This window comes from Mesorhizobium sp. M1399 (assembly GCF_040317735.1).
Taxonomy (GTDB): domain Bacteria; phylum Pseudomonadota; class Alphaproteobacteria; order Rhizobiales; family Rhizobiaceae; genus Mesorhizobium.
In genome coordinates this window covers 1-12,209 of record NZ_JAMYKZ010000002.1, presented here as the reverse complement: position 1 = coordinate 12,209, position 12,209 = coordinate 1, and the positions used below count along the sequence as shown (strand labels likewise).

Here is a 12,209-nt window from a genome sequence, read left to right as displayed (position 1 = left end):
AAAAGCCTGCGAATTCCCTGTTGCAATCGCCGCGCTCTTCAGCCATATAGGCGCGGCTTGCGGCCCGAAAGCCGCGCGAGCGGGTGTAGCTCAGGGGTAGAGCACAACCTTGCCAAGGTTGGGGTCGAGCGTTCGAATCGCTTCACCCGCTCCAGTTTCTCTCAAGGGAAATCAAGCATCGAAAAGCCGCGGTCCGCCGCGGCTTTTTCGCATTTGGGCGGCACAGGACGCACTTGCCAGCAGGCGCTGCGGTCGCGCCAAGTACGTTGCAGATAGAATTCAGGACTTTTGCGTGTCGTCCTCGGACCAAGGTCCGTCTTGCAGAATGCTCTATTTGAACGGAACTTGTTGGACAGCGGGCTCCACTTTGGAAAGTCCTCACGTTTCTCACTGGAACCCATCCTGGCGGGAGGGCCACTCGAAGGAGGAATTATGAAAACGCGCACCTATCTATTCGCAGCGGCGGCCGCTCTCACCCTTGTCGCGTCTCCGGTCCTCGCTGCCCCCGGCGGCAATGGCGGCGGGAACGGCAATGGCGGCAGCCACGGCAACGGCGGAAACTCGGCTGGGGCCGGCTCGCAGGGACACGGAGCCGCCACCTCGGCCGCGGCCAAGGACAAGTCGACGACCGGAGTTGCTCATGCAATGGCGGTCGTTGCCACGACACCGGCCTCACCGCAGGCCACCCTGGCCTTGCAGGCAGCGCTGGATAGGAAGGCCGCGAAAGACGCGGCAAACACTGCCGACGACACCTCTGACGAAACCGAGTAAGCATTCGAAACTGACAACTTGTCGCGTTGAAAGCCGTGGTTCGCCGCGGCTTTTTTTCGTTTCCCCGCCTGGCGTTCGAACTCTCAAGGCCTTTGATGCATGTCGCGCAAAACTGTGCAGCGGTTTTGCGACACCGACATGCATGAAACAAGAACCTGAAGCGCGTCGCATGAGGCCGGTCGAACGCACCGCGCTTTTAGGGTCGGCAGGTCAACAGCGCTTCCAGAAAAAAGCTGCTCCACAGCGGCCCTGAAGCTACGCTGAGGCCAAACGCCGCCGCATCGGCGTCGGATTCGATTGCATGCGAGGAGATCCCGTGACGGGCTTTGTCGACCGAGAACGCGCAACAGACCTGATGCAGCGTGCCAATATCGAGGCATTGGTGCTTTGCGAGCCTGAGGCATTCCAATATGCCACCGGCGCCTGGATCGGCCCGGCCGGCCTGTTCCGCCGGGCCGGCGCCGGTTTCGTGGTCATCCCGAGACGAGACGACCTGCCGATCGGCGTAGTGGTTGCCGATTTCCAGGCTGCCCAGCTCCGGGCGGCGGTGGCGGATGCCGTGGTGCGCACGCATCCGATCTGGATCGAATCCGCGTCGCTTGAGCCGGCGACAGCCGGCCGGCCCGTTGCGCAGCGCATCGAGGCCGGCCTGGTTGGCCGCGCCCCCGGTTTTGCACGTCCAGCGACCTTCGAGCTTGCCCGCTCTGTCCGCGAGCTGAAGACGATGCTCGCCGAATTCGGGCTGGAGCGTGCAACGCTCGGCATCGAGCTGGATTTTGTCTCGGCCAGCGATTTGTCCGCGATGCAGGCGATGTTGCCCGGCACGGCCCTGGTCAACGGCTCGCCGATCCTCGACAGGCTGCGGGCAATCAAATCGCAAAGCGAGATCGACCTTCTGCGGCAGGGCATCGTCCTGTCGGAAACCGGCCTGTCGCGACTGCAGCAGCATGCGGCGACCGGCATGCGTCAGTCGGAGCTGGTCGCGCTCTACCGGCAAGGCGTCGCCGAAGCAGCCGCCGGGTCCTCGCTGCAAATCTCGACGGCGGAATACGTCACACTGGGCGCTCGGCCCAAAAGCGCCGATGTGGCAGTCACCGCCGGCGATCCGCTGAAGGCCGACATGGTCTGCAGCGTGAACGGCTATGCCTCCGACATGTCGAGGAATTTCACCTTCGGGCCGCCGTCGCCCGAACAGGCCGAATTGCATGCGATAGCCGAGCGCGCCTTCGCCGATGGGCTTGCCGCGCTTATGCCCGGAAAGCCGTTCGCCGGCGTGCATCGCGCCGCCAGCGAAAGCCTGGCGCGCCAGGGCCTGCGTTCCTATCGCCGCGGCCATTTCGGCCACAGCGTCGGCCATTCCGTGTTTTCCGAGCAATGGCCGTTCATCTCGGCCGACAGCGATGTCGTGATCGAAGCCGGCATGGTGCTGGCATTCGAGATCCCGCTCTACATCGACGGTCTCGCCAGCTTCAATCTCGAAGACCAGTTCCTGATCACCGCGAACGGGCCGCTGCCGATGAACCGCTTGCCGAGGCGCCTGGGGACTATAGGCTGAATCCAGCCGGTGCCCTTACCTGGCGCCGGCCACGCCCCTGCGGAAATCCGACGGCGACATGCCGGCAAGCTTGCGGAACGATTTGTTGAAGGCGCTGAGCGAGCCGAAGCCCGATTCCATGGCGACGCGCAGTACATTGGCATCCTGATGCATCAGCAGCGCCTGCGCGTAGCTGAGGCGCAGCAGATTCACATATTCGTTGAGCGTCATGCCGGTCGATTTCTTGAAGATGCTCATGGCGTATTTGGGATGGATGTCGGCCGCCGCGGCGATGTCGACGCAATCGATCTCGTAGAGGAAATTCTCGGCGATGAAGTCGCACATGCGCCCGACATTGCGCAGCGATTGCTGATCGAAGGGACTGCCTATCTCCTGTTCGACCGGGGTTTCGGGGGCGAGCCGGTAAGGCTCGAAGCGCACCCGCTCCAGCCGCAGCAAAAGCTCGTTGACGGCATGCTCGGCCTTGACCGGGTCGCCGGAGCGGGCATAGCGGTTCCAGCGCTCGAAATTGTGGTCGTCCGACCGGTCGGTGGCGTCGGTTACCAGCGTCGCGCCCGTCATCAGCCTGTTGCGGACGTCGACCGGCAAATGCAGCCGGAAGAAATGCACCAGCGGCAGATGCGCGCCGGCATAGATGGCATCGTCGGAGGCTTCGTCCATCTGGTGCGGCAGGCCGCCCCAGAACAGACACATGTCGCCAGCAGAGAGCGAAAGCTCGTGCCCGTCCATGCGGTAATGCACGGCCCCGCGCACGATGAAATTCACCTCGACCTGGGCGTGCCAATGCGGCTTGAGCATCACCAGGGGCTGGGTGTGAAACATCTGCAGCAGCAGCGGCAGGCCCTCCACGCTGCTGGCGCCAGGCTGGTAAAACGGCCTTTCCGGCATCTTACTTTCCGCTCATTTCTTATTCCCTTTGTCGCGGACAAGGCTTTCCCGAGGCCTAGTCTAGCCACGCTCGCAAACAGAGAGCAACTGAAATGGGAGGATTTCAATGCGCATAAAATTGACCTGCGCCGCGCTCGCGCTTGCCTTGGGCTCCAGCCCGGCCTTTGCGCAGTCCGGTGAAATCACGATCTGGAGCTGGAATATCGCCGCTTCGTCGCTGAAGGCCACCATAGCGGGCTTCAACAAGCAGTTTCCCGACATCAAGGTCACGGTCGAGGACCTCGGCAACCAGCCGACCTACGACAAGTCGATCGCCGGCTGTGCCGCCGGTGGCGAGGGCCTGCCGGACATCGTGACGATCGAGAACGGCGAAGCGGAAAACTACTGGAGCCAGTTCCCGGATTGCTTCGTCGACCTGCACACGCTCGGCTACACCGCGGAAGACCAGGCAAAATTCCCCGACTTCAAGCGCACCGAGCTCGAGGTGGACGACAAGGCCTATGCGATGCCGTGGGATTCGGGGCCGGTGGCGATGTTCTACCGACGCGACTTCTACGAGAAGGCCGGCGTCGATCCGTCCTCGATCAAGACCTGGGACGATTTCATCGCTGCCGCCAAGAAGATCCAGGCCGCCAATCCCGGCGTCACGATGACCAACGCCGATTTCAACGGCGATTCCGAATTCTTCCGCATGATCTCCAACGAGCAGGGCTGCGCCTACTTCTCCGCCGATGGTCAATCGATCACGGTCAACCAGCCCAAATGCGTCGATGCCATGACCAAGATCAAGGAGATGAAGGACGCCGGCATCATTTCCTCTGCCGACTGGAGCACCAAGATCACCAACAACACCGCCGGCAAGGTCGCCACGCAGATGTATGGCGGCTGGTATGAAGGCACTGTGCGCACCGAATCGCCCGATGGGACAGGCAAATGGGGCGTCTATTTGATGCCGAGCCTGACCGCCGACGGTCCGCGCGCCGCCAATCTCGGCGGCTCCTCGCTCGCCATCACCTCGGTGTCGAAGAACAAGGAAGCCGCCTACGCCTATCTGAAATACACGCTAGGGACGAATGAGGGCCAGATCACCATGCTGAAAGGCTTCGGCCTGGTGCCGTCGCTGATTTCGGCGCTCAACGACCCTTATGTCTCCGAGGGCCTGCCCTATTGGGGTGGCCAAGCCGTGTGGAAGGACATCCTCGGCACCCTGCCCAAGGTCGTCCCCAGCCGCGGTACGCCGTTCCAGAGCGACGCCGAAATCATCATCCGCGCGGTGCAGACCAAATATCTGGCCGGGGGCTATCCCGACGCCAAGGCAGCGCTCGACGATGCCGCAAGCCAGATCGCCGCGGCGACCGGCCTGCCGGTCAAGTCGTGATCTGACACGGAATGATCCCAGAGTCAGTTACCGGGCGCTTGCGCTGCCCCTCACCCTTACCCTCTCCCCGTGAAGAACGGGGAGAGGGGGTCACCAGCGTTGCGGCCCAGCCCCTTCTCCCCGTCACTTACGGGGAGAAGGTGCCGGCAGGCGGATGAGGGGCGGCACCGGCCTTCGAACAAGCCGCCGTTTGCGGCGCCGCATCGCCTGAAACATCAACACCGCGCGCCCCAGCAGGCGAAAGCAGAAAGGAGGAGAACGATGCGCTACCAGAACGCCACGGCGTATCGCTTCCTTGCGCCCTATCTGCTGATCTTCTCGATCTTCTGGCTGTGGCCGATCATCGATTCCTTCCTGATCTCGTTCCAGGCGACGCGCACCGTGCCGTGGCGGTTCGCGCCGACCTTCAACTGGGGCCGGCTGATCGGCGATCCGGCCTTCTTCAATGCCTTGAAGAACACATTGCTGATCCTTGTCATCCAGGTGCCGGTGATGATTTCGCTAGCGATTGTGATGGCGGTGCTTTTGAACTCGCCGCTGCTCAAGGCGCGTGGCCTGTTCCGCTTTGCCTTCTTCGCGCCGGTCGTGGTCGGCGAGGTCGCCTATTCGGCGGTTTTCCGGCTGATGTTCAATCTGGACTACGGCATCATCAACAAATTGCTGAACAGCATCGGCCTGCCCAACGTCGACTGGTTTACCAACGTCACCCCGGCGATGGCGGTCATCATGATGGCGGTGACGTGGCGCTGGGCCGGCTACAACGCCATCATCCTGCTCGCCGGCCTGCAGTCCATCCCCGAGGATGTTTACGAGGCGGCGACCCTGGACCGGGTCAGCAAGGTCAAACAGTTCTTCTACATCACGCTGCCGCTGCTCAAGCCGATCATCGTGTTCTGCGCCGTGCTGTCGATCATCGGCACCATGCAGCTGTTCACCGAGCCCTTCCTAATCACCGAGCGCGGCGGGCCGGGCGGCGGCACCGAAACGCTCGGGCTGCTGCTTTATCGCCAGGGCTTCCGGTCGCTCAATTTCGGCTACGCTTCGGCCATCGCCTACACCATGGCCGGACTGGCGATTGCCATTTCGCTGGTGCAGATATGGCTGACGAGGGAACCGAAATGACCTCGCGCTCCCCAATCGGCCATTCCCGGGTCGGCCGTTCCCAGGCCAGATTGGGCCGCAGCATCGCGCTGCATCTGTTCCTGACGCCGCTGGCGCTGGTCTGGCTGTTTCCGCTGTGGATGATGGTGGTCTTTTCCACGATGCCCGACAACGGCATCTTCAGCCCCGACATCGAGCTTTTGCCGCACGGCAATTTCCTCGACAATGTCAGCAATCTGCAGCGCGGCACCAATTTCATCGGTGCCATCGGCATCTCCGTCTCGGTGGCGGTGACCTACACCTTCCTGTCGGTGATGCTGACCTCGATGGCCGGCTGGGCGCTGGCGCGTTACAACTTCTTCGGCAAGGGCATGGTCGTCGCCATCATCTTCGGCACCATCACGCTGCCCTATGCGGTCGTGCTGATCCCGCAATTCATCATGGTGGCGCGCGACTTCAAGCTCGCCAACACCTGGGTGGCGCTGATCGTGCCGCCGCTGTTCAATTCGCTGGGCGTGCTCTTCATGCGGCAGAGCTTTTCGATGATGCCGCACGAACTGTTCGACGCCGCCAAGGTCGAGGGCGTCAAGGAATGGCGGATATTCCTGTTCGTCGCACTGCCTCTGGCGCGGCCGATGCTGGCAGCGCTCGCCATCATCCTGTTCCTTGCCTCCTGGAACAACTATCTCTGGCCGCTGCTGATCAATTCCAAGCCGGGCGCAATGACCGCGCCCGTGGCGCTCGGCACGCTGATCGGTCTCACCAAGGTGTCCTGGGGCGGCATCATGGCGGGCGCGGTGATGCTGACGGCGCCAATGCTCGTCGTGTTCGTGCTTCTGCAGCGCCATTTCGTCGCCGGCATCGCCGCCGGCGCTATCAAGTAAGGATCAGCATGGCGGCAGTCACACTCAAAAACGTCATCAAGCGCTTCGGCGTCTTCGAGATCGTCCACGGCGCCAATATCGATATCGATGACGGCGAATTCGTCGTCTTCGTCGGCCCTTCCGGCTGCGGCAAGTCCACGCTGCTCCGGATGATCGCCGGGCTCGAGGACATCAGCGACGGCGAGATCGCCATTGGCGGCAAGGTGGTGAACGACGTCGAGGCGGCCGATCGCGGCATCGCCATGGTGTTCCAGTCCTACGCGCTCTATCCGCACATGACGGTTGAGCAGAATCTGAGCTTCGGCCTGAGAATGACCGGCAACCCCAAGGCAGATACCGAGCGGCGGGTGAAGCGGGCTTCCGAAATCCTGCGCATCGCCGAGCTGATGAAGCGGCGGCCGCGGCAATTGTCGGGCGGCCAGCGCCAGCGCGTCGCCATCGGCCGCGCCATCGTGCGCGAGCCGCAAGTGTTCCTGTTCGACGAACCGCTCAGCAATCTCGATGCCGAGCTCCGGGTGCAGATGCGCGTCGAGATATCGCGCCTTCACAAGGAGCTTGGCGTTACCATGGTCTATGTGACGCACGACCAGACCGAGGCGATGACGCTGGCCGACAGGATCGTCGTGCTCAACGCCGGTAATATCGAGCAGATCGGCGCGCCGCTCGATCTCTACGACGACCCCGCCAACCGCTTCGTTGCCGGCTTCGTCGGCTCGCCGAAGATGAATTTTCTGGCGGCGAAAGTGGTCGGAACCGACAACAGCGCGGCGATCGTGGAGCTGGTCAACCATCGCGGCGTGCGACTGCGCAAGCCGCTTTCCGATGCCTTGCCTGCGATAGGCGGCGATGTCGTGGTTGGCGTGCGGCCGGAGCATTTCTTCGACGCCGGCCAGGGCGATTGCGACCTTACCCTCAAGGCCGACGTCGCCGAGCACTTGGGATCGGTGAGCTATGTCTATGCCAATTCCGGGACCGGGGGCGGGCGCGAAGAACTGATCATCGAGCGCGAGGCCTCACGGCATCGCGCCAACGGCGACGACCTGGTGGTGTCGATCAAGGCCGACCGCTCGCTTCTCTTCGACGCCACCGGCGCACGCATTCGCTAACCCATCTTTCTTTTGTCCGATCGCGATTGCTCGCGGCCACCCCACGGAGATTTGACATGACTTCCAAACCAGAAAAAATTCGCTGGGGCATTCTCGGGCCCGGCAACATCGCCAAGGCCTTTGCCGGCGGCGTCGCCCATTCGCGCACCTGCACCTTGGTCGCCTTAGGGGCGCGCAATCCCGGCAAGGCCGGGCTCACCGAGGCTTTCCCCGGCGCCCGCATCCTCGACGGCTACGAGGCTTTGCTTGGCGATCCGGATGTCGACGCGATCTATATTTCGACGCCGCATCCGAGCCATGCCGAATGGGCGATCAAGGCAGCCGAGGCCGGAAAGCATGTGCTTTGCGAAAAGCCGCTTGGCCTGACCGCCTTCGAGGCCGACGCGATGATCCATGCGGCGCGCAAGGCCGGCACCTTTCTCGGCGAAGCCTTCATGTACCGGCTGCATCCGCAGACGGCCAAGCTGGTCGAGCTGATCAGTGCCGGTGCGATCGGCGAGATCAAGATGATCAAATCCAGCTTCGGCTTCGCCATGCCGGGCTTCATGCCGGAGCACCGGCTTTACGCCAAGGATCTTGCCGGCGGCGGCATCCTCGATGTCGGCGGCTATCCCGTGTCGATGGCGCGGCTGATTGCCGGCGCCGCGGCGGGAAAGCCCTTCGCCGAGCCGGACAAAGTGGTGGGTACTGCGCATCTCGGCCAATCCGGTGTCGACGAATGGGCGTCGGCGCTGTTGCATTTTCCGGGCGGCATCGTCGCGGAAGTCTCCTGCAGCATCTCGCTCGCTCAGGACAATGTCTTGCGCATTCTCGGCAGCAAAGGCCGCATCGAGGTGGCGGACTTCTGGTATGCCGGCGGCCAGCAAGGCGGCACCGGCGAAATCCGCATCATCCGTCCGGGTAACACCGAGGTGGTCGAGGTCAAGGAGGACGGCTGGCTTTACGCGTTCGAGGTCGACGCCGCCGGCGAGGCCATTCTCGGCGGGAAGCAGGAGTTCGCCTGGCCCGGCATGGGCTGGGCCGACAGTCTCGGCAATCTGCGCGTGCTCGACAAATGGCGTGCCGCGATCGGGCTCGAATACGACATCGAGAAACCGGCAAAGCGCGTCAACACGATCTCCGGACGGAAGCTGCGCTCCGGCGGGACCGCCATCTCCAAGCGCAGCATTCCGGGCCTGCCGCGGCGGGCCTCGTGCCTGGCGCTCGGCTTCGAGGATTTCCGCACCTTTTCGTCGGGCGCCATCCTGCTCGACGCCTATTTCGAGGCCGGCGGCAATCTGTTCGACACCGCCTTCGTCTACGGTTCCGGCTATACCGAGACCCTGCTTGGCCAATGGCTGAAAAACCGCGGCGTGCGCGAGCAATCCGTGGTCATCGGCAAGGGCGCGCACTCGCCGCTCTGCTATCCCGACGTCATCGGCAAGCAGCTCACCCAGTCGCTCGAGCGGCTGCAGACCGACCATATCGACGTTTATTTCATGCACCGCGACAATCCGGACGTGCCGGTCGACGAATTCGTCGATGCGATGGACCGCGAGGTCAAGGCCGGCCGCATCCGCGGTCCGTTCGGCGGCTCGAACTGGACGATGGAACGCATGGACGAGGCGATTGCCTATGCCGAGCGCACCGGCAAGCAGAAGCCCGGCGCGCTTTCCAACAATTTCTCCTTGGCCGAGATGCTGGAGCCGATCTGGGCAGGCTGTGTCACCTCCTCCAGCGACGCGTGGAAGGCCTGGCTCACCGCCCGGCAGATGCCGAATTTCGCCTGGTCGAGCCAGGGCCGCGGCTTCTTCACCGACCGCGCCGGCCGCGACCGGCGCGACAATGAGGAGTTGGTCCGGGTCTGGTACTCGGACAAGAATTTCGGCCGTCGCGACCGTGCCATCGAGCTCGCCAAGCGGCTGGGCAAAAGCCCGATCCACGTCGCGCTCGCCTACGTCCTGGCGCAGCCCTTCCCGTCCGTCCCGCTGATCGGGCCCCGCTCGCTCGACGAATTGGAAGACAGCCTCCAGGCGCTCGACATCTCACTTTCGCCGGACGATCTTGCATGGCTGGATAGCGGTTCGGATCAGGCCCGCGCGCGGGCCTGACAGCAGGGAGAAAGGTTGCTAGAAGATGCGCTATGCGTGACTCGTGGGTTGGAAACGAGCTGATCAGAGTGCTTCTCGAGAACGACTCAGTGCACTTGGAGTTTGCTGGCGTTACCGTCCAACTCTGGACTTTATTCAAGGTGGCCTACGACGGAGGGCCTGACGTCTGGATAAAACCGGATAACCGTAGCGGCGATTTAAGCTTAATCTGGGCTTTGGTCGGAACGCGACTTGTAGAAGTAGCCTTGGAGGACACGGTTCGGGTCAGATTTGACAACGGCACGGAAATCATGGTCCCACCTGGCAACCGCCGAGGAGCCGTTATAACGGGAGTAGATGGCTACGATCCCTTCTGAATTTTGTACTGGCCCTACCGAATTTTGCGCGGCTTCTGGCACTCTTGGTCGACGAGGAGGATAGATGCTCGACATCTCACCGTCGAAACAGGCGGCCACCTGGCTCGGTTCGTTTGCGCGAGCGCTCGAAGCAGGCGACGTCGAGGCCGCAACCAATCTGTTCGTCGAGGACTGCTACTGGCGCGATCTTTTGACCTTCACCTGGAACATCAAGACGATGGAGGGGGCGGCCGCGATCCGCGAGATGCTGGCGGCGACGCTGGCAACCACAAGGCCTGCTCAATGGCAGCTCAGCGGCGAAGCGACTTCGGACGAAGGCACCATCGAGGCCTGGTTTTCTTTCGAGACGTCATCGGCGTGGGGCCAAGGCATCATGCGCCTCAGGGACGGCAAGTGCCGGACGCTGTTTACGGCGATCACCGATCTCAAGGGGTTTGAAGAGCGCAAGGGCCCGGCGCGGCCTCTGGGCGTCCGCCACAAGGCCGACCCGGAACGCGAGACCTGGCTGGAGGCGAGGCGCCGCGAGGCGCGTGACCTCGGCGCTAGCCGGCAGCCCTATTGCCTGGTCATCGGCGGCGGCCAGGGCGGCATCATGCTGGGGGCGCGGCTCGGGCAGCTCGGCGTGCCGGCCATCGTCATCGAGAAGAACGCCCAGGCCGGCGATTCCTGGCGCAAGCGCTATCGCTCGCTCGTGCTGCACGACCCGGTCTGGTACGACCATCTGCCCTACATCCCGTTTCCCGAGAACTGGCCGGTGTTCACGCCCAAGGACAAGATGGGCGACTGGCTGGAGATGTATACGCGCGTCATGGAGCTCAATTACTGGACCTCCACGACATGCGTCAGTGCCTCCTATGACGAGACCGAAAAGGTCTGGACGGTCGAGCTCGACCGCGCCGGCGAGCGCATCACGCTGAAGCCGAAGCACATCGTCTTCGCGACCGGTGCTTATGGCCCGCCCAGGCGCATCGACCTGCCGGGCGCCGAGGTCTTCAACGGCGAGATCCTGCATTCCAGCCAGTATTCCAGCGGCGAGAAATTCCGCGGCAAAAGGGTCGCCGTCATCGGCGCGGCAAGTTCCGGCCATGACGTCGGCGTCGATCTCTGGGAGAGCGGCGCCGAGGTGACCATGGTCCAGCGGTCGCCGACGACGGTGGTCAAGTCGGACACGCTGATGGAGATCGGCTTCGAGATCTTCTCGGAAAAGGCGCTGGCCCGCGGCATCACCACTGAAAAGGCCGACATGATCGTCGCCTCGACGCCGTTCGCGCTGCTGCCGCAAGGCCAGCGGGCGCTTTACGACGTCATCAAGGCGCGCGATGCTGCCTTCTACGACCGCTTGCGCAGCGCCGGCTTCGCCATCGATTTCGGCGACGACGAGACTGGGCTCCTGATGAAGGCCTACCGCACCGGCTCGGGCTTCTACATCGACGTCGGCGCCTGCGATCTGATCATCGACGGCGAGATCGGCATCCGTAGCGGCGTCGGGATCAAGTCGCTGACGCCGACAGGCATCCTCTTCGACGACGGCACGGAACTGGCGGCCGACGCAATCATCGCCTGCACCGGCTATCTCTCGATGAACGAGACAGTGGCGGCGATCGTTTCGCGCGAAGTCGCCGACAAGGTCGGGCCGTGCTGGGGGATTGGCTCGGGCGTGAAAGGCGACCCGGGTCCGTGGCAAGGCGAGTTGCGCAACATGTGGAAGCCGACAGCGCAGGAAGCGCTGTGGTTCCACGGCGGCAATCTTGCGCTGTCGCGCTTCTATTCAAAATTCGTGGCGCTGCAGATCAAGGCGCGCATGGAAGGCATTCCGACGCCAGTCTATGGAGCGCCGGTGCGATAGGGCCGCCTTTCCCTTCTCCCCTTCTTGTGGGAGAAGGTGGATCGGCGCGTAGCGCCGAGACGGATGAGGGGTGTTGGACGGAGTGCCGTCCTTGCCAAGCTGGAACACCCCTCATCCGTCGCCTTCGGCGACACCTTCTCCCACAAGGGACCTGTTGCGCAGTCATGAGCAAAAGCTTGCGGCGGCGGGGTTGCGGCGGTTGTTCGCTTGTTTGCGGGGGATTTGACGTCTTGT

General features: G+C 63.1%; 9 protein-coding genes and 1 tRNA gene. 9 read left to right on the top strand and 1 reads right to left on the bottom strand.

All coding sequences use genetic code 11. The features are described from left to right. Positions 1-79 precede the first annotated feature (79 nt). The 3 genes from NKH05_RS02470 (at position 80) to NKH05_RS02460 (ending at position 2,326) form a co-directional block, all read left to right on the top strand. Positions 80-154, top strand: a tRNA-Gly gene (locus NKH05_RS02470). A gap of 278 nt (positions 155-432) precedes the next feature. Then, complete coding sequence (locus NKH05_RS02465) at positions 433-771, top strand: hypothetical protein (protein ID WP_023720576.1); 339 nt, start codon at positions 433-435, stop codon at positions 769-771. 316 nt (positions 772-1,087) lie between these two features. Next, positions 1,088-2,326, top strand: coding sequence for a M24 family metallopeptidase (locus NKH05_RS02460; protein ID WP_353024997.1), 1,239 nt, complete (start codon positions 1,088-1,090; stop codon positions 2,324-2,326). 15 nt (positions 2,327-2,341) lie between these two features. Here the strand turns inward: NKH05_RS02460 and NKH05_RS02455 are convergent, their stop codons facing one another. Beyond that, a complete protein-coding gene (locus tag NKH05_RS02455) occupies positions 2,342-3,214 on the bottom strand; it encodes a helix-turn-helix domain-containing protein (protein WP_023720574.1) in 873 nt (290 codons plus the stop codon). Between the two features lie 106 nt (positions 3,215-3,320). Between NKH05_RS02455 and NKH05_RS02450 the strand changes: the two genes are divergently transcribed. The 6 genes from NKH05_RS02450 to NKH05_RS02425 all read left to right on the top strand — a co-directional run bounded on the left by NKH05_RS02450 (position 3,321) and on the right by NKH05_RS02425 (position 11,975). Next, a complete protein-coding gene (locus NKH05_RS02450) occupies positions 3,321-4,592 on the top strand; it encodes an extracellular solute-binding protein (protein WP_352496003.1) in 1,272 nt (423 codons plus the stop codon). A gap of 261 nt (positions 4,593-4,853) precedes the next feature. After that, complete coding sequence (locus NKH05_RS02445; RefSeq protein WP_352481102.1) at positions 4,854-5,714, top strand: carbohydrate ABC transporter permease; 861 nt, start codon at positions 4,854-4,856, stop codon at positions 5,712-5,714. After that, positions 5,711-6,577 carry a carbohydrate ABC transporter permease gene (locus tag NKH05_RS02440; RefSeq protein WP_352587971.1) on the top strand — a complete coding sequence of 289 codons (867 nt, stop codon included), beginning with the start codon at positions 5,711-5,713 and terminating at the stop codon, positions 6,575-6,577. The genes NKH05_RS02445 and NKH05_RS02440 overlap by 4 nt, the downstream gene beginning before the upstream one ends. 8 nt (positions 6,578-6,585) lie before the next feature. After that, the gene (locus NKH05_RS02435) at positions 6,586-7,683 is read left to right on the top strand and encodes an ABC transporter ATP-binding protein (protein WP_023720570.1); all 1,098 of its coding nucleotides are present in this window, start codon (positions 6,586-6,588) and stop codon (positions 7,681-7,683) included. A 56-nt stretch (positions 7,684-7,739) separates the two neighbouring features. Then, on the top strand, positions 7,740-9,773 hold the full coding sequence (locus tag NKH05_RS02430; RefSeq protein WP_352856343.1) for an aldo/keto reductase: 2,034 nt from the start codon (positions 7,740-7,742) through the stop codon (positions 9,771-9,773). A gap of 420 nt (positions 9,774-10,193) precedes the next feature. Beyond that, entirely contained in the window at positions 10,194-11,975 is a 1,782-nt protein-coding gene (locus tag NKH05_RS02425; protein WP_352852430.1) for an NAD(P)-binding domain-containing protein, read from the top strand. Positions 11,976-12,209 lie beyond the last annotated feature (234 nt).